The organism is Sphingobacterium spiritivorum (genome assembly GCF_016725325.1).
GTDB lineage: Bacteria > Bacteroidota > Bacteroidia > Sphingobacteriales > Sphingobacteriaceae > Sphingobacterium.
Genome location: NZ_CP068083.1, coordinates 2,494,673 through 2,516,807, shown reverse-complemented (window position 1 = coordinate 2,516,807; position 22,135 = coordinate 2,494,673). Strand labels below are relative to the sequence as shown.

The 22,135-nt window shown below is 39.7% G+C and carries 16 protein-coding genes; 3 read left to right on the top strand and 13 right to left on the bottom strand.

Annotated elements, in window-relative coordinates; translation table 11 throughout:
• Positions 1-21: 21 nt before the first annotated feature.
• The 9 genes from I6J02_RS10320 to I6J02_RS10280 form a co-directional block, all read right to left on the bottom strand.
• Positions 22-1,065, bottom strand: coding sequence for a COX15/CtaA family protein (locus tag I6J02_RS10320; RefSeq protein WP_201681584.1), 1,044 nt, complete (start codon positions 1,063-1,065; stop codon positions 22-24).
• 56 nt (positions 1,066-1,121) lie between these two features.
• A complete protein-coding gene (locus I6J02_RS10315) occupies positions 1,122-2,909 on the bottom strand; it encodes a cbb3-type cytochrome c oxidase subunit I (RefSeq protein ID WP_236582413.1) in 1,788 nt (595 codons plus the stop codon).
• 118 nt (positions 2,910-3,027) lie between these two features.
• Positions 3,028-4,359, bottom strand: coding sequence for a cytochrome c oxidase subunit II (locus I6J02_RS10310; RefSeq protein WP_232279732.1), 1,332 nt, complete (start codon positions 4,357-4,359; stop codon positions 3,028-3,030).
• 44 nt (positions 4,360-4,403) lie between these two features.
• Positions 4,404-5,639 (bottom strand): quinol:cytochrome C oxidoreductase, encoded by a 1,236-nt coding sequence (locus I6J02_RS10305; protein WP_201681582.1) that lies wholly within the window; start codon positions 5,637-5,639, stop codon positions 4,404-4,406.
• A gap of 19 nt (positions 5,640-5,658) precedes the next feature.
• Positions 5,659-6,309: a c-type cytochrome gene (locus I6J02_RS10300; RefSeq protein WP_002997014.1), complete on the bottom strand. Its 651-nt coding sequence runs from the start codon at positions 6,307-6,309 to the stop codon at positions 5,659-5,661.
• Entirely contained in the window at positions 6,281-6,817 is a 537-nt protein-coding gene (locus tag I6J02_RS10295) for a DUF3341 domain-containing protein (protein ID WP_002997017.1), read from the bottom strand. Before I6J02_RS10295 ends, I6J02_RS10300 begins: the two co-directional genes overlap by 29 nt.
• Positions 6,818-6,822: 5 nt before the next feature.
• Positions 6,823-8,301 carry an NrfD/PsrC family molybdoenzyme membrane anchor subunit gene (gene nrfD / locus I6J02_RS10290; RefSeq protein ID WP_037460200.1) on the bottom strand — a complete coding sequence of 493 codons (1,479 nt, stop codon included), beginning with the start codon at positions 8,299-8,301 and terminating at the stop codon, positions 6,823-6,825.
• Positions 8,302-8,331: 30 nt separating this feature from the next.
• Complete coding sequence (locus I6J02_RS10285) at positions 8,332-11,337, bottom strand: TAT-variant-translocated molybdopterin oxidoreductase (protein ID WP_201681581.1); 3,006 nt, start codon at positions 11,335-11,337, stop codon at positions 8,332-8,334.
• A 43-nt stretch (positions 11,338-11,380) separates the two neighbouring features.
• Entirely contained in the window at positions 11,381-12,655 is a 1,275-nt protein-coding gene (locus I6J02_RS10280) for a cytochrome c3 family protein (RefSeq protein WP_201681580.1), read from the bottom strand.
• A gap of 371 nt (positions 12,656-13,026) precedes the next feature.
• On the opposite strand from I6J02_RS10280, the gene I6J02_RS10275 reads away from it, so the two are divergent.
• On the top strand, positions 13,027-13,524 hold the full coding sequence (locus I6J02_RS10275) for a methionine-R-sulfoxide reductase (RefSeq protein ID WP_201681579.1): 498 nt from the start codon (positions 13,027-13,029) through the stop codon (positions 13,522-13,524).
• Between the two features lie 15 nt (positions 13,525-13,539).
• On the opposite strand, the gene I6J02_RS10270 is transcribed toward I6J02_RS10275, so the two are convergent.
• Complete coding sequence (locus I6J02_RS10270) at positions 13,540-14,547, bottom strand: LacI family DNA-binding transcriptional regulator (protein WP_201681578.1); 1,008 nt, start codon at positions 14,545-14,547, stop codon at positions 13,540-13,542.
• 166 nt (positions 14,548-14,713) lie between these two features.
• Here I6J02_RS10270 and I6J02_RS10265 point away from each other — a divergent pair, with 166 nt between their 5' ends.
• Together I6J02_RS10265 and I6J02_RS10260 are read left to right on the top strand one after the other, a co-directional pair.
• Positions 14,714-16,999, top strand: a complete 2,286-nt coding sequence (locus I6J02_RS10265) for a GH92 family glycosyl hydrolase (RefSeq protein WP_201681577.1) — start codon at positions 14,714-14,716, stop codon at positions 16,997-16,999.
• Between the two features lie 118 nt (positions 17,000-17,117).
• On the top strand, positions 17,118-17,444 hold the full coding sequence (locus I6J02_RS10260) for a DUF493 domain-containing protein (protein ID WP_115169861.1): 327 nt from the start codon (positions 17,118-17,120) through the stop codon (positions 17,442-17,444).
• Between the two features lie 171 nt (positions 17,445-17,615).
• On the opposite strand, the gene pnp is transcribed toward I6J02_RS10260, so the two are convergent.
• From pnp to I6J02_RS10245, 3 genes are all read right to left on the bottom strand, one after another.
• A complete protein-coding gene (gene pnp, locus I6J02_RS10255) occupies positions 17,616-19,805 on the bottom strand; it encodes a polyribonucleotide nucleotidyltransferase (protein ID WP_201681576.1) in 2,190 nt (729 codons plus the stop codon).
• Between the two features lie 299 nt (positions 19,806-20,104).
• Positions 20,105-20,383 (bottom strand): 30S ribosomal protein S15, encoded by a 279-nt coding sequence (rpsO, locus tag I6J02_RS10250; RefSeq protein ID WP_003008102.1) that lies wholly within the window; start codon positions 20,381-20,383, stop codon positions 20,105-20,107.
• 69 nt (positions 20,384-20,452) lie between these two features.
• Entirely contained in the window at positions 20,453-21,667 is a 1,215-nt protein-coding gene (locus I6J02_RS10245) for an acyltransferase family protein (protein WP_201681575.1), read from the bottom strand.
• Positions 21,668-22,135: the final 468 nt, after the last annotated feature.

Sequence of the window (22,135 nt, the reverse complement as noted above, 5' to 3'; positions counted from 1 at the left end):
ATATTAACATTACGTCTTCTACTATCTTTTAAATTTTGAAAGCAACAACATCAAATAATATTGTGCTCCGAAAAGCAAACTGGCAATCACCAGATGTGTTGTCTGTGCAAAAGCAGGCACATTAAAGCGTGCTAATACAATCCCCGACCCCATCTGTATAAGAACCAGAATAAACATAATCCATGCGTACTTAGCTTGTTTGGATAGTTTACTAAATCTTGATTTGACCAGAAAAAATAATACCAGTACTAAACCAAAGGTAACATATCCGAGCACCCTATGAATATCAAAGTGCGATCCTATCGAACTGATCCATTCATTGCGTGGAACGCCGGTATCTCCTAAGTGATCTATACGCTCCCTTACTTCTGTTCCGAATACAACCTGCACCAGCATGATAATCAGAGAAAAAGCAGCTAACAGCTTAAATCCTTTAAACTGATGGTTGATCAATATATTCTTATTTCGCAGTGTTGTCGCTTTGTAATAGGTATAAATACTTATTCCGACAATCAAAAGAGCTAAAAGCATATGAACAGTAATCACCCAGGGCATCAGATTGGTGGATACCACAATTGATCCCAGCCAGGCCTGCAGTACGACTACAAAAAGATTAAGAACGCTCCAAAAGACTATGGATTTTTTTGACTTGATATAGGTAAAAGAAAAGATTGCAGAAAATAACAGGAAGAAACCGGAAACAACTCCTACGAGACGATTCACATATTCTGTCCATGTCTTGGCAACATTAAACTCCTCGTGAACAAGAATACTTTTATCTGTACGGATTTGTTCTGCCTTATCCGGAAATCCAAAGAATTCAACCATTTTTGCAAACCGCTGGTTCTTCTTGGCTCTGCCTTCCACATAATGCTGCTCGTAACCTGCTGGTAACTGTGAGACATCAGTGGGTGGAATAATCTGATTAAAGCACTTAGGCCAATCCGGACATCCCATTCCAGATCCGGTACTTCTTACAATTCCTCCAGCTGTGATCACCAAAAACAATACTATGATGGTAATCGCATTTGTTCTAATAAAACGCTTTTCAGCAGCTGGATACATATCTATCTTTTAACCTCTATATATTTAAGAGGGTATAGAGGGTTAAGCTTGTGAGCTTAACCTTCTACAATCTCTCTGTTATTCTCTTTATTCCATTGTTCCTGAATACGAACAGCTTCTTCATTACCTTCAAAATCATGAGGTAAGTTAGAGCTCATTGTTTCAGAGAAAGGAACATTCTGAGGAATGAAATCCTGATCATGACCAGGTTTACTGTAATCATATGGCCAACGGTGTACTGTAGGAATTTCTCCAGGCCAGTTACCATGGATATGCTCAACAGGAGTAGTCCATTCCAATGTGTTAGAGTTCCAAGGATTCTGAGTAGCTTTCTTACCAAAAACGATTGAAGAGAAGAAATTCCATAGGAATGCAATCTGTCCAAGACCCGCAATGATAGCAGCCCATGTGATTAACAAGTTAACAGAAACCCATTTCTCCATGAAAGGAAATTCTGTAAAGGCATAGTAACGACGAGGAACACCATCAATACCCATAAAGTGCATCGGGAAGAATACCAGGTAAGCACCAATGAATGTTAACCAGAAGTGTAAATAACCCAATTTTGGGTTCATCATCTTTCCGAACATCTTAGGATACCAGTGGTACACACCACACAACATACCAAAGATAGAAGCAGATCCCATTACCAGGTGGAAGTGGGCAACTACGAAATAGGTATCGTGTAGGTTGATATCTAAAGCAGCGTTACCTAAGAATAATCCTGTCAAACCACCAGAGATAAAGAATGAAACCATTCCGATTGCAAACATCATAGCTGGAGTGAAACGGATGTTACCTCTCCATAATGTAGCCAGGTAGTTGAAGGCTTTTACCGCTGAAGGAACCGCAATAATCAAAGTTGTGATCATAAATACTCCTCCTAAGAACGGATTCATACCTGTCACAAACATGTGGTGACCCCAAACGATAAATGATAATACAGTAATACCTACCAAAGAGTAAACCATCGCATGGTAACCAAAGATTGGTTTACGTGAGTTCGTAGAAATAACTTCAGATGTCAGACCTAATGCAGGCATAACAACGATATATACCTCAGGGTGACCTAAGAACCAGAATAAGTGCTGGAACAAGATCGGAGAACCACCTTCATTAGGTAATACTTCTCCCTGAACAACTAAATCTGAAAGGTAGAATGATGTACCTGCACTACGGTCAAAAATCAGTAACACTACTGCGGATACCAATACCGGGAAAGATAAAAGACCTACGATAGCTGTTAAGAAGAAAGACCATACTGTCAAAGGCATTTTCCAAAGGTCCATACCTTTTGTACGCATGTTCAATACTGTACTGATATAATTTACACCACCCATTACCTGAGAAGCAATAAACAATGTCATACTTACTAACCATAATGTCATACCTAAGCCCGATCCCGGGATCGCTTTAGGAACTGCAGACAATGGCGGGTATACGGTCCATCCTGAAGATGCAGGTCCGCTTTCGATAAAGAAAGAAGCAACCATAATCACACAAGCTACGAAGAAGAACCAGTATGAAAGCATATTCATAAACGGAGATGCCATATCACGGGCACCAATCTGATAAGGAATCAGTAAGTTACTGAATGTACCGGAAAGACCTGCTGTCAATACGAAGAATACCATCATCGTACCGTGGATGGTTACTAAGGATAAGAAAAACTCAGGACGTATACGACCTCCTTCAGCCCATTTACCTAAGAAAACTTCTAAGATTGGAAACTCTTTATCCGGCCAAGCGAGCTGGATACGGAACAATATCGATAATACCATGGCAAAAACTGCCATAATAATACCAGTGATCAAGAATTGCTTAGCAATCATCTTGTGATCCATGCTAAATACATATTTAGACAGGAACGACTCTTGATGATGGCCGTGCGAATCGTGATGGTCTGCGCTATGCGATATAACTGTACTTGACATATTATTTTTTAAAAATTCTTAATACAAATTATTTCAATGAAGCTGTTTTGATAACTTCTTCTTTACTTTCCTTTGAATCTTTTGCAGCAAATTCTTTCTGCAGATCTTCATTAAAGTATTTATTCTGGGTACTCAACCACTCTTTATACTCTTTCTCTGTCACAACTATCACTTTCTTCTGCATATTGTAGTGACCGGAACCACAGATCTTGTTACAAAGCATCACATAGTCATACTTAGGATCATTCATACGTTCGCGCATTTCAGCAGTAGTCACTGTTGGAGTGAACTGGAAATAGTTCGTCATTCCCGGTACAGCATTGATCTGAACACGGAAATCAGGAATAAAGAACGAGTGAATAATATCTTTGGAAATGATATGGAAACGTACGGATTTATTTACCGGAAGAACGATGTCACTTCCCTGAATATCATCCCATGAATTTTTGTCATTGAAGTCGATACCGTATGGATTTGTCGGTGTCGTCATTTTATAATTACGTTTACCGATCTGGCCGTCAGCTCCAGGGTAACGAACAGACCATAAGAACTGCTCACCTAATACTTCTACCTGCAGAGCAGATTTTTGAAGATCTTCAGGAACATTAGTAATGGTTCTCCATGTGAAGAAACCGAACAATACCAATACAGTTAATACCACAGCTGGAACGATTGTCCAGATTTTCTCAATGGTATTGTTATGCGGATAATAGTAAGCCTGACGCTTAACACGCATTCTGTAGATAAATGGAAATGTCAATAATAAAAGGTGCGTAAGTACCAGTACAATCGTGATGATCACTGTAGTGATGATAAACATGTTATCAATCAGCTTACCGTGCTCCGTCACCGCATCACGCCATGCCCAGCTTCCCCATACACTATATCCGTAATACACTCCCCAAAGGAAGAATACCAGAAATATAAGGAATAGAATAGATTGTAAATTATTACCGGCTAATGGGTTGTATTTACCATTCATCTTTTTCACTAACTCATATAGAGATAGCACCTTTCCAACTACAGCTACCACAGTACATATAGCGAAGAAAAGTAAGATGTAATACGTCAGGTTTTTGTAAACCTGAGGATCAATTTTTTTGACCTCTTCTACTGCCGGCTTACTTGAAGACGTAGAAGAAGAAGATACAGCAGCCCCCGCTGCAGTTGAATCTGCTGCTACAGAAGAAGCAGAGTCTACTTTAGCTGAATCCGCAGGAGCAGCTACCGCAGTAGTCTTTGCTGCCGAATCAGCAGCAGTTGTATCTTGACTTGCAAAGGTAGGAGTCGACAGGGACAATCCTAGTGCAAGCACACAACCCATTATGGATCTGAATCTGTTATGTAATTTGAATTTCATTTCTTATTATAACGTTATAACGTAATATCGTGTTGATTAGAAACCTATATCTGATGATTTAAACTCTCTTCTAAGAATGGATGGTGTTTCGGCACCAAGGCATGCTTGCTCAACTTAGACATTACCAAGAAAGTAAATAAGCCCACAAAACCGATTGCTGTTCCCACTTCGATAATACCGAATCCAGGATGATTGTCAACTGTTCCAGGCATGATCATGATATAATAATCTAACCAATGTCCCAAAAGAAGTACAATACATACGAACAACATACTATTTTGCTTACGCTTAGCATCACGATCCATTAATAATAAAACCGGAGATACAAAGTTAATCAATATATTAAGCCAAAACCAAGGTTTGTACTCTGGTTCCCATCTTTTGTAGAAATAAACGGTCTCCTCAGGAATGTTGGAGTACCAGATCAGCATGAACTGTGCAAACCATACATATGTCCAGAAGATAGAAAATCCGAAGATCAGTTTACCCAAATCGTGTAAATGATTTTCATTAACCCATGCCAGGTATCCTGCTTTCTTTAGAAGAATCAGAATAATAGCAATTGTAGCCAGTCCACTCACCCACATTGCTGCGAAATTGTACCAGCCGAACATAGTTGAAAACCAGTGTGCTTCTAAAGACATGATCGTATCAAACGCCCAGATAGGAGTTGTGAATCCGAATACTACCAAAAAGATAGCAGACAATTTGAATGTCTTTTTGTAAGAATTCAAACTACCTTCTAAATCTTCCTTGTATGATAATTTTGTCAAAATAAAGGCAAAGATACTATATGATCCCATAAAAAGGATCTGACGTACCAAAAATAAAGGCACATTTAAGAATGTAGATTTACCGGCAATCAGTGCATCGTAGTTAGGACTTTCCGGATCAGTCAATCCGTGTCCGGCCCAGTGGTGATACAAAGAGTGTGAGTTTAGACCTGCAGCAATGATGATAAACAATACAAGAGCTGCTATTGGCAAAACACTTCCCATAGCCTGAGGAATACGGATAAGACCTGCAGACCAAGCGGATTGTGTAACACTCTGAAGAGCTACGAAAAAAGCTCCTGCAGCGCATACACAGGTAAAATAATAACCCATCAATAATAGGTTGGCATACGTGCGTTCTGTCGTATGTGAATCACCAGCAAACAAACCATAGGCGATTGCCACTAATCCAATAACGATAGCGATAATGCTAAACACCTTTGCTTTCCCGCCGAAAGCAAATCGTTCGCTAAAATTATAATCGTGATGATGACTGTGAGTTCCCATTTAATATATCGATGTTAGATTATTTTTTCTGTAATTCATGAACATACATTACTACCTTCCAACGCTCATCTGGCGAAAGTTGGGAAGCATGTGAGCCCATAGAGTTGTGTCCATAGTAGATGGTATGATAAATTTTTCCATCTGTCAGATCGCTCATCAAACCACCGCGTGAGGAACTCGCTGCATCTGTTTTATGATAAGATGGCGGATTTGGAAAGTTTTCCAATTTACGTGTTCCACGTGAGTCCGTGATCTCTCTGTCTTTGGTGATAGATCCATCCCCTTTACCTTCCGGTCCGTGACATACAGCACAGTATGTATTGAACAACGCTTGTCCATCTGCCAGATTAGCTTTCGTAACAGCCAATGGATTGGTGACTTCTCTTCCTGCACGTTCGTAATCTTCTAACGTATTAGCGTATTCGAATCTCACGAATCCAACAGGATTGGTGTGAGCCGGAGGAGTCTGAGCAGTTTGTTTGTTTTTAAAATTCTCATTTGGTTGATCCGGATTATAACCGATCGGATCATACATATTACGAGAAAATTCCCAACCTGTACTACGTGTGGTGCCATCTCCACAAGCAGAAGCAACTGCTGCAAAAGCTAAGGCTGCACATACAGTTCCAAGAAAATTCTTCTTATTCATAGCTAACATATTTTCTTTCATTGTATTTAACTTCTACTGCTCCTGCTTCTTTCAATAATGAATCGATCAATGCATGGTCTGCATTTTCATGAGCATCAATAGCAATTATAAAACGATCATCTGTTGCTCTCAGATCCATGACACGCGGAGCACGTCCCGGAAACAAATGGTTGCGGTAGAAAAAAGTAGCTACCATACCAAGAGCACATAATAAAATAGTAACCTCAAATGTTACAGGAACAAAGTTAGGAAGAGGCATAGAAGGCTTTCCCCCAATATTCATAGGCCAATCATAAGCCATTGTGTAATACAATAAGCTAAAACCAAGAATGGTACCTGTAATTCCGAAACAAAATGCTGCGATTGGAAGACGTGATGGACGTACACCCAACTTAGCTTCTATACCGTGAATAGGCATAGGTGTAAAGCAATCGTAAATGCTGATATTATTTTTCTGCAATTTGTCTATCCCGTGCATCATATCGTCCGGGTCAGCAAAACTACCTAGTATATATTTTGTATTGCTCATTGCTATTATTTTTGTAACTCTTTAATATCCTGTTCAGTAACTGAATCGTATTTCTCCAATGACTCTCTGAAGAAAGCAACCTGTTCTTCAGGGAATGCACCTTCTTTAACCAGTTTGGTTTTATGTTGTAAGCTGGAGCTTTTCAGTAATAATTTCACCTCTGCTATCGCAATACCCGGTAAGAAACGTAAGAATAATAAGAACAGGGTGAAGAATAGACCGATCGATCCTACGAAAATACCTACGTCTGTCCATGTCGGGTAAAACATTGCCCAGGAAGAAGGAAGGTAATCACGGTGTAAAGAAGTCACGATAATTACAAAACGCTCAAACCACATACCGATGTTCACAACAATCGAAAGTACCCATGAAATAGGAATACTGGTACGGATCTTCTTAAACCAGAATAACTGAGGAGAGATCACGTTACAAGTCATCATCGACCAGTATGCCCAGGCATAAGGACCTGCGATACGGTTTTCAAATGCGTACATCTCAAACTCTGAACCGGAATACCATGCAATAAATAACTCTGTAAGGTAAGCGATACCTACGATAGAACCCGTGATCATGATAATCTTGTTCATAGCCTCGATGTGGAACATCGTGATATAGTCTTCAAAATTCATAACCTTACGAAGGATCAGCAATAATGTCTGTACCATCGCAAAACCTGAGAAGATCGCACCTGCTACGAAATATGGAGGGAAGATCGTTGTATGCCATCCCGGAATAACCGAAGTTGCAAAGTCCATGGATACAATGGTGTGTACCGAAAGTACAAGTGGAGTAGAGATACCTGCAAGGATCAAAGAAATGATCTCAAATCGCTGCCAGGTTTTTACTGATCCATTCCATCCGAAAGATAATACTTTATAGACTTTTTGTTTCATTCCTGTAGCACGGTCACGTACAGTAGCGATATCCGGTAACAAACCACAGTACCAGAATACTAAGGAAACGGTGAAATATGTAGAGATCGCAAATGCATCCCATACTAGCGGAGAGTTAAAGTTAACCCAAAGTGATCCGAATTGATTTGGTAACGGGAAAATCCAGTATGCTAACCATGGACGTCCCATGTGAGCTACGACATAAGTAGCGGCACAGATAACGGCGAAGATAGTCATCGCCTCTGCAGAACGGTTAATCGAGTTACGCCAGTTCTGACGGAAGATTAACAATACTGCTGAAATCAGCGTACCTGCGTGACCGATACCTACCCACCATACGAAGTCGGTGATATCCCATGCCCAACCTACTGTTTTGTTAAGACCCCATGCACCGATACCGGTCCAGAAGGTATAACTTACACTCACTACCCATAATAAAGCACCAAGGGCTGCAACGGTAAAACCGATCCACCATGCTTTATTAGGTTTATTTTCAACTGGCAGTAGAATATCATCCGTGATCTTAGCATAGGTGATATCACGACCAGTCATTAATGGTTCTCTTAATATTGATTCGTTATGCGATGACATAGTTTTTTTTATTTCAAGTATTGAACAAGATTAAGCCTCAAAAGTGTTTCTAACTTTTGTCATATAACCAATACCTGGTTGTACGTTGATTTCTTCAAGAACATAGTAAACGCGTTCGTTACGTAATGCTTTTGAAACTTCTGACTCTGGATCGTTTGCGTCTCCGAAGATGATAGCATTTGCAGAACAAGCCGCCTGACATGCCATTTTAATATCACCATCTTTAACTTTACGGTTTTCCATTTTCGCATGCAATTTACCTGCCTGTATACGTTGGATACACATTGAACATTTCTCCATTACCCCACGTGAACGGGAAGTAACATCAGGATTCAATACTAATTGTGTAAATTCGTTATTCAGGTAATTGTCGAAACGGGAATCATTCCAGTAGTTGAACCAGTTGAAACGACGTACTTTATAAGGACAGTTGTTCGCACAGTAACGCGTACCGAAACAACGGTTATAAGCCATATGGTTAAGACCTTCAGAAGAGTGAACAGTTGCCAGTACCGGACATACCGTCTCACATGGTGCGTGAGCACAGTGCTGACATAACATCGGCTGGTGTACTACTGTTACATTTTCGAAATCTTTGATATGCGCAATTTCTTTCTCTTTTGTATATTCTTTACCTTCTTCTTCAATCGTGTAATAACGGTCAATACGTAACCAATGCATCTCACGACGACGACGTACCTCGTCACGACCTACAACAGGAATATTATTTTCAACGTTACATGCTACGATACATGAGCCACAACCTGTACATGCATTCAGATCGATCGCCATTACCCATTTGTGACCAGGTTGCTCAAATTTGTTCCACAAATCATATGTTTTGTGATTATCTGAGAATTTACCTGATTCAGAAGCCGGGTTTTTAAGGTATTGTGCAAATGAAGTCTCACGGATAATGTTACGACCTTCAATTGTGTGGTGTGTCTGTGTCTGTGCTAATTCGTACGTACCGGATGCTTTGGTAACTTTTGCTTTAGATACAAACTGTACAGTACCGTTGATCAGGCTAGCAAACGGATAAGCGTTCACTCCTACTCCGTTACCTGCTTTACCTACTTTCTCACGTCCGAAACCTATTGCAACAGATACTGTCTTCATCGCCTGTCCAGGTTGAAGAAGAACAGGAAGATCTACTTTGTAACCGTTTGCTTCTACTGTAACAATTCCATTTTCACCTAAGCCTAACTCTTCTGCATATGCAGGGTTAAGTGCAGCATAGTTATCCCATGTTACTTTAGATACCGGATCCGGTAACTCTAACAGGTAAGCATTATTTCCGTAGCGACCATCACGAACTGTAGTAGGTTCGTATAATTTCAACTCTACATCACCTGCAATATTCTTAGCAGCAGCAGCAATTGCTGAAACAGCAGTATTTACGTTACCAGCAAAAGTTGCGGCACTTCCTGAAGCTGTTCCTTTGAATACGAAACCAGTTTGTAAAACATCTTTCCATGTTTTACCTGATCCCGGAAGGATTGCAGATTCCCATGTTTGTTTTACGAAGTCGTAAATATTTGTAGTATCACCAGCCCAGATCAGCAAACTTTGTTCTGCTTGTCTGGTGTTGAATACCGGATTGATTGTCGGTTGTACGATAGTGTAATATCCTTCTGTAGCAGAAGCATCACCCCATGATTCCAGGAATGTACTGTTAGGAGCAATAGCTTTCAATAAAGAAGCAGTTTCGTCAGCACGATCTGAGAAAGAAAGGCTGAATTCGACTTTTGCCAATGCATCTTTTACATCACCTGCTTTGAAATACGTGTAGGCAGGGTTCGTATCCAGGAAGAAGGCTACTCCTACCTGACCAGATTTAGCATCTGTAAGGAATTGCTGGAAAGCAGCATCAGATCCCTGATGTTGTTTGCTGAAGTTATTAAGATCGATAACAGGTCCGTAAGCGTTAAGAGCCGCATTGATCGCATTGACCAACACCTGTACATTCACGTCATTAGATCCTGAAACGACTACAGAAGCACCTTTGTTAGCTAACAATTCTTTTGAAGCTAATTTAATTGCTGTCTGTGCTTTTTGTACTGTTATACCACCTGCAAGATTTGAACCTGTGATCTCATTATACAGCGAGATCAGAACAGCTCCTTCTTCAGAAGGTTTGATTGCAATACGCACATCGGCATTTGTTCCGGTCATACTTAATCCGGATTCAAACTGGATGTGACGTGACATTTTACCATTTTTCAATGATTTGTAGTCACGGTTTTTCATATAGTCCTGTGTATGTTCTTCACCAGCCAACCAGCTTCCTAAGAAGTCTGCAGCTACTGAAACTACGACCTGTGCTTTATCAAAATGATAAGTCGGGATGACAGCTTTACCAAAGCTTTGGTTATTCGCTTCTGAAATACCGTTGTAAGATACTGCATCTACCTGAACAAGGTTAGCAGTAGGATATTTGCCCGTTAATTTTGCGATTGCGGCTAAAGTAGAAGGACTGTTGATCGTGGAAGCAACAATTGTAATTTTCTTGCCAGCAGCAGCAGCTTTATCCAAAGCAGCTTTTACTGTGCTATCCAATTTAGACCATTCAACGTCTTTACCTCCGATTTGAGGATTCTGAACTTTAGACATGTCGTACAGATCCAACACCGATGCTGATGTTGCAGCGTCTGTACCCTGAGTCAAACCGATAGAATTCGGGTTTGCCTCTAATGAGATCGGACGGCCTTCACGTGTTCTTACTAATACACTCTGTCCGTTGAAAGACGAAGCGTAAAAGTTAGGTATACCTGGAGTTACCTCTTCAGGTTTGATCACATAAGGCACAGCCTTATGCACTGGTGTACGGTTACAAGCTGCTAAAGTTACAGCACCTAAACCAAAGCCCAATGCTTTTAAGAAATCACGGCGAGGAGTTTTAGTACTCAAGCCGGCTTCATTCAATACATCTTCTACAGGAATTGATTCGGCAAACTCTCCCTTGCTGTTTTTTACAAAAGCAGGCGTTTGATGCAATTCTTCCAAACCTTTCCAATATTTCTTGTTGCTATCCATTTAAGCTGTATATATAAGATTGCGTATTCCTAAATAATAATTATTAATAGTGACATTTACCACATTCCAGACCACCAATCATCGCTGCAGTCATCTTCTCACCTTTCTTCAATTTCTCGTGAGCTTCAATTAACTGGTCATAGTATTTATTGTCAGTATTTACTTCTGTTTTTCTGTGACAGTCTACACACCATTTCATGGTTAACTGTGAATACTGGTACACTTCTTCCATATCCTGAATAGGACCGTGACATGTCTGACACTCTACTCCTGCTACCACTACGTGTTGCGAGTGATTGAAGTAAGCAAAGTCTGGAAGATTGTGGATACGGATCCACTGAATCGGACTAGGATTATCGCCATACTGACGTGTATCCGGATTGTAATCCAATGCTTTGTAGATTTTCGCGATTTCCGGAGAGATCTCACCATCGTAGTGCTCAGACGCTGTTACTGTATTGTGACAGTTCATACATACATTCGCAGATGGAATAGAAGCATTCTTCGATTTGAAAGCTCCTCCGTGACAATACTGACATTCGATCTTATTCACACCAGCGTGTAGTTGGTGCGAGAATTTAATTGGCTGTACAGGTTTGTACCCTTCATGCACACCGATATTCCACATTGTTTTCCAACCGGCAACTGATAACACAGCTACGATCATCAACACGGCGAAGAACACCAGTTTCTTGTTTTTGACAAAGCTCTTAGCGAATGCCAGGTAACGGCTATCAGTACCTGTACCAAGATTTGCATCTTCAGCGATCTGATTTTTAGCGATTACCTTCTCTAAGGTTTTAGAAACACGATTCAGCAATACAATCACCACCAATGCCAACAGGATAATACCTGCCATACCCAGAATAGACCAGTTAGAAGCTCCTGTATTTTCTACAGCAGCACCTCCTTTAGCACCTCCTTTATCCGGATTGTCAGCTTTTGCACTTTCAGCATCGATGTATGCCAATACACTTTTGATTTGATCGTCAGACAAATCTGTGAAGGCAGTCATCACCGATTTGTTGTACTCTTCAAAAATGGCTATCGCATCCGGATCACCGGAAGCGATTAACGCTTGCGAGTTTCTAACCCATTTGATCAACCATTCCTGATCTTTGGTTTTTGTAATGTCCTTCAAAGCAGGACCAACTAATTTTCTGTTAATCGCGTGACAAGATGTACATTTAGATTTGAAGATAGCTTCACCTTCCTTAGCATCCTGCGCATGCGACACAGTCGTAACGGCAAATAACAATACCAAACTAACTGATATTGACTTCGCAAGTCTTCCCAAAACGGATGAGATATTTCTCATATTTAGCACTTTATACTATTTATTTATGAATATAAAAATTTTTAATCCGACTATATAAGAAGACACTCCTCCCATATAGTGCCACAAAAGTATAACTTATTAAGCAATCGCTGACAATTTCATGACGTAATTTATCAATTTATAATCATTCTAAACAAATTGGATTTTTCGCCCCTCGTGATTCATGGTAGAACAACTGTTTTTATAGCTCTGTTCAACGGATTTAACGTTATTTTTGTTTTTCTGATGACAAATATACCCCAATATATTAGGATATTTACTGCTGGAAACAGACAAATATCCGGCAAAACCAAAGCCCTGAAAAAGCGAATCGCCGTGTCATCATAAACTAAAGTAATGACAGTCATTTTATGCTAAGAAAATTATTTATATCCCTCTCTGTCCTACTGTCTTTATGGATCATTGGCACCACGTTTGCAACCGGTTCATTGTACTCCGGAGAAAATACAAGCGACACTATAAAAAACACATTAAAGATGGACGATAACAGCAAATACAACGAACTGACTCCTGAAGAAGAATACGTAATCTTACGTAAGGGAACAGAATACCCTTTTACCGGGACTTTATTGGAAAACAAGAAAAAAGGCACTTATATCTGTAAAAGATGCAATGCCCCACTCTATCGCTCAGAAGACAAATTTGAATCTCACTGTGGCTGGCCAAGTTTTGACGATGAGATAAAAGGAGCCGTAAAACATGTCCCTGATGCGGATGGCAGACGTACAGAGATCGTCTGTAACGCTTGTGGCGCACATCTGGGACACGTATTTACAGGTGAACAGTTCACCGCTAAGAATACACGTCACTGTGTCAATTCTATATCCATGAAATTCGTGGAAGATTAAAAAATCTCACTCTGATCAGTTCGCACTGATCAGAGAGGATTCTCTTATTTTGAGTTCACAAGGCAATACAACCTGCTTTAGTTTCTTATTTTTTCCTTGTATCTGTCCCAACAGCGCTGTAATAAGCTCATCTGCAATTTCAGCAATAGGCTGAGACACGACGGTAATGGATGGTTCATATAGCTTGAACAGTGTATGATCATCAAATGCAACCATTGCAGGTAGTTTCCGCTGATTGATTTTCACGGCTTTCAGGCCGTCAATAGCCAGATAATTGGTTGCAAAAACGACAGCATCCAGTCTGTTATCCTCAATGAACTCATCGATCTCACGTACCCGCTCCTCTTCCGGAGCATCCTGCTGTACCTTTTTAATAAAAGCCTGCTTCTTATATTTATCTATACCTTTCATATAACCTTCCAACCGGTCTCTCATCTGTGTCTGATCGGAATACAGCGAGACAAATCCAACACGCTTGAATCCCTGTCCGATCAGATGATCAGTAGCATCATATGCACCTTTGAAATTGTCAGTAATCACATAATTGGTTTCCACATTCGCGAGATAACGATCAAAAAGAATAAGAGGTACATTATTCTGTTGTAATTGTGTGATGGTTTCATCCAATCCTTCAGAAGGAGTGATAATAAATCCGTCAATCTGACGATCGTAAAACATCTGGATAAGCTCCTTGGATTTTGTTTCGTCATTGTCCATACTACAATAGATAATATGGTATCCGCTGGCATAAGCTTTTCCTTCGATCAGTTTAGCAATATTGGAAAAGAAAGGGTTCGAAATATCCTCTACCAGCAAGCCTAAAATTTTAGTTTTCCCGGTGCGCAAACTTTTAGCAAGTTGGTTTGGTTTATATCCGACTTTCTTCACGTGATCAAGCACACGCTTCGTCAGACCATCGCTAATTCGCTTTTCTTTGGCTTTATCATTTAAAATAAAAGAAACGGTGGTGACGGAGATGCCCAAGTCTTTAGCAATATCGCTAATTAAAATTCTTTTCTTCATCCTGTAACTGTATAGGTAAAATTGATTGAATAACGAAGCTAAAAAATTTTTAGCATATAATCTATTATAATTTTTACAAAATTGCTAAAAGGTTTTAATAGGCATATTTAAATATTTTTTGTAATATTATCCTTATTTTAATAACAATCTATAAAACAAATACTGAATGAAAAGTGCAGGAATTAAAGTTTTAATCTCCATAGTTGCCTCAGCAGGCCTTAGTCTTTCATGTGCTCAGGCTCAAAATTTCACCCAATATGTGGATCCTCTGATCGGGTCTGCAGGACATGGCCACGTATTCGTCGGTGCCAATGTTCCGTTGGGAGCCGTACAATTAGGTCCGACCCAGATCGCTCAGACCTGGGACAAATTCAACGGATGGGATTGGGTAAGCGGATATAATTTCAAAAGTAAAGATATACTGGGATTTACACATACACATCTCAGCGGAACCGGTATCGGAGATCTGAATGATATTATGATTGTACCGGCTAACGGTAAGCTGCAACTTCAACCTGCTCAATTTGACAAAATGGATACGGGATATGGCTCTCATTTTGCCAAAGAGAATGAAAAAGCTGTCGCCGGACTATACAGTGTGTATCTTGATGATTACAAGGTAAAGGCTAAACTGACGGCATCTGAGCGTGTAGGATATCATCAATACACGTATGAAAAGACAGACAACGCACATATCCTGATTGATCTTGCATTTAAGATGAACTGGGATAAAACTACAGATACTTACATTAAGCAAATCAATGACAGTACATTCGTAGGTTACCGTTTTTCTACAGGATGGGCCAATGATCAGAAAGTATACTTCGCGCTGAAAACTTCTGTTCCAATCCAGAAAGTCGACTTTTATGATGATAAAACCCCAAAATTTGGAAGTCAGGTTGTAAAGGGACTTGGAATCAAAGCCGCACTATACTTTGACGCTGTTAAAAACAAAACTATTGAACTAAAAGTCGGACTTTCTCCTGTCAGTACAGTCAATGCATTAGCCAATATAGATGCCGAAATACCGGGATGGAATTTTGATAAAACAGCGGCTCTTGCAGATACAAAATGGAATAAAACACTTGGAAAAATTGACTTTCAAGGTGACGCAGATACCAAGAAAATATTCTACACTGCTTTGTACCACACCTATTTTGCCCCGACTATTTTTAATGATGCAAACGGTGACTACTTAGGTACAGATAAACAGGTATACGAAAAACAAGACTTTACAAATCATACGGTCTTCTCACTTTGGGACACCTACCGTGCTCTGCACCCTTTGATGACTATTACTGAAGAACCGCAGGTTGTACGTGATTTTATTAAGTCTATGCTTGCTATCTATGAGCAGCAAGGCAAATTACCGGTATGGCATTTACAGGGGAATGAAACAAACACCATGGTAGGCCTTCCGGCTATTCCGATTATTGCTGATGCAGTACTAAAAGGATTTCTAACGAAAGAAGAAGAAGAAATGGCATGGGAAGCTGTCAAAACAACAGCCATGGGCTATGATAACGGCTTACGTTTTGTGCGTGATCTGACTTACATTCCTATCGACAGCATGGATCACGAATCTGTAGCCTGGGCACTGGAATATGCTATCGCTGATTTTGGAGCATATAAAATAGCAGAGAAATTAGGTAAACAGGAAGATGTAGCCTATTTCCAAAAGCGTTATAAACTGTATGAGAAGTACTTTGATAAAGAAGTAGGACATTTTGTTGGCAGACGTGTCAACGGAGAATTCCGCAGACCATTCAATCCTTTAATGGCTAAACACCGTGAAAACGACTATTGTGAGGGAAATGCATGGCAATACACCTGGTTAGTCCCTCAGGATGTAAAAGGCCTGATCAACTTATTCGGCGGAGAAAATAACTTCCTGAAGAAGCTGGATGAATTCACGACTATGTCATCCCAACTGGGTGACGAAGCTTCTCCTGACATATCAGGACTGATTGGTCAATATGCACAGGGTAATGAACCCAATCACCACATCCCTTACCTGTATGCTTATGCGGGCGAACAATGGAAAGGTGCAGCACTGGCAAGAAAAGCGATGACTGAATTTTACACTTCAGCCCCTGATGGCTTATGCGGAAATGATGATGTGGGACAGATGAGTGCCTGGTATGTATTTTCGGCTATGGGCTTCTACCCTCTTAACCCGATGATCGGAACTTATGTGTTCGGATCACCATTAATGGAAAAAGCAACTATTAATCTGCCTAACGGAAGCAAATTTGTTATTAATGTCAAAAATCAGGGCAAAAACAATACGTACATCAAATCAATCAAACTGGACGGAAAACCGTATCACAAAACCTATATCACACACGGTGACATCAGTAAAGGCGGTCAGCTTGAAATCGAAATGAGCAGTACAGCAAATAAAAATTTCGGTAAGAACAAAGACAGCTGGCCATCAGCTATAGAAAACTAAGAAGAAGGGTTGCTTAATGGATTAAGCAACCCTTCTTTTTTGACTGACAGAATGACATCCAAAACACAAAGGAATAGAATTTGTTAATACTATAACGTAACTAAAAAAGGAGATTAAAATGAGTAATTTGAAAAATATAAATATTCAGGACATCGGTGATGGAAACGATAACCAAAAAGATTTCTACACAACTTTCAAAGAAAGATTACAGGATGTAGAAACTTTTCCAAGTGTTTATACCTTCAAATTTATTTTACCAAAAGACGAAGAGCAATTGAATCAGATCAAATCTATTTTTTCAGGAAAAGATGCTCAATTCTCTGTAAAAGAGTCTAAAACCGGAAAATATAATTCCATAACTGTTAATGTAACGGTAAACGATGCGGATGAAGTTGTACACTACTATCAGGAAGTGGCTAAAATAAAAGGTGTTATCATGCTGTAACGAGCAGAATAAGAAACATCATTCAAAAGGCATTCTGAATTAAATCAGAATGCCTTTTTTAGTTACCCCTTCTTTCCTTGTAGAAATTATATTTCCTCTGTTATCCAGCAAAAAAAGACAATAAAAAAGCCCACCAAAGGTGGGCTGTTCTTTATCTAAAGCTCATGAGGATTACGCCTGAGGCGCATCGTTCTGAGGTGCCTGTTCAGCACTTTTTTGCTCTTGCTGAGGTTTATCTTCTCTCGGAGGACGAGGCAATAACGCTTTACGTGAAAGCTTCATTTTACCTTGTTTATCTACATCCAACAATTTGACCGTAACTTTATCTCCTTCTTTGAAGATTCCGTCCATTGTTTCATAACGTTTCCAATCGATTTCTGAGATATGTAACAATCCGTCTTTACCCGGCATGATTTCTACGAAAGCACCAAATGGCATGATAGATTTCACTTTACCTTCGTATGTAGCACCAATCTCTGGTTTAGCAGCGATCGCTCTGATACGAGCTGTAGCTTCATCGATAGCGGCTTTGTTATCGGCAAAGATCTGTACGATACCTTTGTTATCCACCTCTTCGATTGAGATAGTAGCTCCGGTTTCGCGTTGCATCTCCTGAATAATCTTACCACCTGGCCCGATAACAGCACCGATAAATTCTTTATCGATAATGATCTGAATAATGCGTGGTGCATGTGGTTTGTAATCTTCACGAGGAGCAGAAATAGTTTTAGCCATCTCTCCAAGAATATGAAGACGAGCTTCTTTGGCTTGATCCAAAGCTTGTGTCAACACTTCCCATTTAAGACCATTGATCTTAAGGTCCATCTGACAAGCTACGATACCTTTTGAAGTACCTGTTACTTTAAAGTCCATATCACCCAGGTGATCTTCGTCACCAAGGATATCAGATAAGATTGCATATTTACCTGTTTTCTCATCTGTGATCAGACCCATTGCAATACCAGATACAGGAGCTTTCAGTTTCACACCTGCATCCATTAACGCCAATGTTCCGGCACATACAGTCGCCATTGATGACGAACCGTTAGACTCCAGAATATCGGACACTACACGAATCGTATATGGGTTTTCAGCATCTGCTGGTAATACTTGCTTCAATGAACGCATAGCCAGGTTACCATGACCTACTTCACGACGACCAGGGCCTCTGTTAGGTCTGACCTCACCTGTAGAGAATGCAGGGAAGTTATAGTGCAGGATAAATTTGTTGTATCCATTAATAAATGCACCGTCTATCATCTGCTCATCGTCTTTAGCACCCAGAGTAACTGAAGTCAATGATTGTGTTTCACCACGTGTGAATACAGCAGATCCGTGGGCAGCCGGAAGGTAATTCACTTCTGACCAGATCGGACGTACTGTACGTACATCACGACCATCCAGACGGATTCCTTCATCCAGCACTAAATTACGTACTGCATCGTACTGTACATCGTGAAAATATTTTTTAGCCAGGAATTTTGTATCATCATCGATTTCTTCTCCAAGAGTAACGAAGAATTCTTCACCGATCTCAGAAAATTTCTCTCCACGTTCGTGTTTTGTTGAACCTGATTTTGCGATTGCATATACTTTATCGTATGTAGCAGCAAAAATCGCTTCACGTAACTCAGGGTTTGAAGGTTCGTGATTGTATTCACGTTTCACAGTAGCACCGACAAGATTAGCCAATTCTACCTGTGCAGCGATTTGTTTCTTGATAGCTTCGTGAGCGAAAGCAATTGCTTCAACCATTTCAGTCTCCGAAATTTCATTTGCTTCACCTTCCACCATACCGATATCCTGTGCAGAACCTGCTACGATAAATTCTAAAGTAGCACGTTCCAGATCTGATAATTTCGGGTTGATGACCAACTCGCCGTCGATTTTAGCAACACGAACTTCTGAAATAGGACCATTGAAAGGAATATCTGAAACTGCGATAGCAGCTGATGCAGCAAGACCTGCTAATGCATCAGGCATAATATCTTTATCTGCAGAGATCAGACTGATCATTACTTGTGTATCTGCGTGATAGTTTTCAGGGAATAACGGGCGTAAAGCTCTGTCTACCAAACGAGAGATCAACACCTCATAGTCTGACAATCTGGCTTCACGACGTAGAAAACCACCAGGAATACGGCCTGTAGCCGCATATTTTTCTTGATAATCTACGGATAAAGGTAAAAAGTCTACTCCCGGCTTAGCTTCTCTTGCAGAAACAACTGTAGCCAGCAACATCGTATCACCTTGTTTGACGACTACTGAACCATCAGCTTGTTTAGCTAATTTACCAGTAGACAGTTCGATTTGGGTGCCATTACCCATATCGATAATTGTTTTGATTTCGTTATAACTCATTTTTTGTTCATTGCGACACGCTTTTCATCATTTTGGCAGCGCGTCAATATATTAAAACTTTTAAATTCAGCACAAAGGTAAGATAAAATATCTAAAGTGAAACAGTCCTTACGAGGAGTTATCCACCAAAATACCTTACCGGCAGGCAAGACTTTAACCGGAGGTCGGTATATGTTGCAAATTACAGGAGATATCAAGCTTAAAAGAAAGGCTCTATCCCTTTCCAATTAGATCATTAACCATAAAAAAAGGCTGCTTATCTTTCGATGAACAGCCTTTTCATGTGTTTTACTAAAAGCTTATTTGATAATATCACGTAAACCTAAGCCTTTGATGATCGCACGATATCTTTCGATATCTTTCTTGTAAAGATATGCTAACAAAGAACGACGTTTACCTACTAATTTCTGTAGTGAACGTTGTGTTGCGAAGTCTTTTCTGTTGTTTTTCAAATGCCCAGTTAAGTGAGCAATTCTTTTAGTGAATAATGCCACCTGACCTTCAGTAGATCCTGTGTTTGTAGCTGCTCCGGCAAATTCTGCGAAGATATCAGCTTTGTACTCTTTACTTAAATACATCTCTTGAATAATATTAAAGCGTTAAAAATTCTGTTAATTGGCTGCAAAGATAGGTATTAAAACTTAAAATTACACCTTTATATAAATTTTCTTTTTATCCAGTATATAGCAGATCACCCACATAAAAGCAAGAAAGCATAGAGAATACGCAAAAGATCCGACTTCAGGCGGACCTGGCAATTGTGCACAAACATGAGAATAGAACCAGTTGAGCGCATTGGTATAAACCGGCAGACCATCCTCTCCTACTCCGTCCGGTATCCGCCATAATCCGACTAAACGAGGTAACAAACCACTTAACACAAAGATGAACAAAGGATTTTTTCCGAATACATCAAAAAATCGTGTCAGACTATTTTTAACACCTTGAACCTCTATAAACCAGATCATACCTCCTATCGTCATTATACCCAAACCCGTTGTATACAATACATACGAACTCGTCCATATCTTCTTATTGATCGGAAAACCTAAAGACCATACCCATGCCAGAACAACCAAAATAAAACCGGTCACAAACAATCCGGACAATAATTTAAAGTGTGGTTCATGAGATGCAGGAACTTTTTTCCATAACCAATCTACCTGCCCCTGCTTCTTGATATAAGTACCGGCAAGATACCCCAGTACAACTTGTACAATTGCAGGCAATGTACTCATCAACCCCTCCGGATCAAAAGGAACTCCCTCTCCTTTATACACATGGGCAACTCCTAAAATCTGAATGTCGTATGCGGTACCGAACCAGCCTTGTAAACTGTATGGATCTCCGGATGTTCCCATAAATGCACAGATAGCCCAGTACAACACTAAAATCAAGGCTGAAATCCAGATAATAGCCTTTTCCCTGAAATAGTAAGCAATGATAGAGGCAAAACAATACGCTAATGCTATCCGCTGTAATACACCTAATATACGCACTCCACGCATCGGATCATCTGCATAACTCCATTGCTTAAAGACAAGCGTATCCTGCGCCCATTGCACAAAAGGCCACCAGTTGATAAACAGACCTATTAAAAATATAAGAACTGTTCTCTTCAATACTTTTTGCCAGAAAACAGCAGGTCCAGCCTCCTGTAACCGCGGAATAACAAAAGACATTGCGTTTCCGACTGCAAACAGAAAAAATGGAAAAACAAGATCTGTAGGTGTACAGCCATGCCATTCCGCATGTTTAAGAGGCGCAAACATATGCCCCCATGATCCAGGATTATTAACCATGATCATAAGTGCGACAGTAGCTCCTCTAAATACATCCAGAGAATAATAACGTTGTTTCATGGGACAATGTGTGTGTTCTTATTTTGAAGTAAGAAGTTGTTTGATATAAAATAGGATTACAGGAGCTAATATAGAAAATATTTGAATTGCTCTCGTACAATTTAATAAAAACATATTTTTTGAAGCATTTTTAATACTAAAACACGCACAAAGATGCGCGCACACTTATCCTTCCCGCTAACAGAATACAAACGAGCATTTCTATTAACAACAAGTTAATTTCTAAAAGTAAAGAAAATTTATAAATGTTATTCAAAATTTAATACTGAAAGTAACTTTCAGAATAAAACCTAAAAAAATGAATAAAACAAAATCAAAACTGCAGAAATTCAATAAAAATTAACATAAAGAGATTATTTGTTAATTTCAATAAAAAATACTTTATAATTTTTGTGTAAAATATTTTGAAGTTAAAAAATATTTATATTAACTTTATCTTAATCACAACAAAGTAAACTAACTACATTA

Bases quoted from the DNA above. Each gene is read 5' to 3' on its own strand.
- I6J02_RS10310 (WP_232279732.1), bottom strand. From the start codon at position 4,359: ATGAAATTCAAATTACATAACAGATTCAGATCCATAATGGGTTGTGTG.
- I6J02_RS10280 (WP_201681580.1), bottom strand. From the start codon at position 12,655: ATGAGAAATATCTCATCCGTTTTGGGAAGACTTGCGAAGTCAATATCA.
- I6J02_RS10275 (WP_201681579.1), top strand. From the start codon at position 13,027: ATGCTAAGAAAATTATTTATATCCCTCTCTGTCCTACTGTCTTTATGG.
- I6J02_RS10300 (WP_002997014.1), bottom strand. From the start codon at position 6,309: ATGAAAGAAAATATGTTAGCTATGAATAAGAAGAATTTTCTTGGAACT.
- I6J02_RS10245 (WP_201681575.1), bottom strand. From the start codon at position 21,667: ATGAAACAACGTTATTATTCTCTGGATGTATTTAGAGGAGCTACTGTC.
- I6J02_RS10260 (WP_115169861.1), top strand. From the start codon at position 17,118: ATGAGTAATTTGAAAAATATAAATATTCAGGACATCGGTGATGGAAAC.
- rpsO (WP_003008102.1), bottom strand. From the start codon at position 20,383: ATGTATTTAAGTAAAGAGTACAAAGCTGATATCTTCGCAGAATTTGCC.
- I6J02_RS10305 (WP_201681582.1), bottom strand. From the start codon at position 5,639: ATGGGAACTCACAGTCATCATCACGATTATAATTTTAGCGAACGATTT.
- nrfD (WP_037460200.1), bottom strand. From the start codon at position 8,301: ATGTCATCGCATAACGAATCAATATTAAGAGAACCATTAATGACTGGT.
- I6J02_RS10285 (WP_201681581.1), bottom strand. From the start codon at position 11,337: ATGGATAGCAACAAGAAATATTGGAAAGGTTTGGAAGAATTGCATCAA.
- I6J02_RS10265 (WP_201681577.1), top strand. From the start codon at position 14,714: ATGAAAAGTGCAGGAATTAAAGTTTTAATCTCCATAGTTGCCTCAGCA.
- I6J02_RS10315 (WP_236582413.1), bottom strand. From the start codon at position 2,909: ATGGATCACAAGATGATTGCTAAGCAATTCTTGATCACTGGTATTATT.
- pnp (WP_201681576.1), bottom strand. From the start codon at position 19,805: ATGAGTTATAACGAAATCAAAACAATTATCGATATGGGTAATGGCACC.
- I6J02_RS10270 (WP_201681578.1), bottom strand. From the start codon at position 14,547: ATGAAGAAAAGAATTTTAATTAGCGATATTGCTAAAGACTTGGGCATC.
- I6J02_RS10295 (WP_002997017.1), bottom strand. From the start codon at position 6,817: ATGAGCAATACAAAATATATACTAGGTAGTTTTGCTGACCCGGACGAT.
- I6J02_RS10320 (WP_201681584.1), bottom strand. From the start codon at position 1,065: ATGTATCCAGCTGCTGAAAAGCGTTTTATTAGAACAAATGCGATTACC.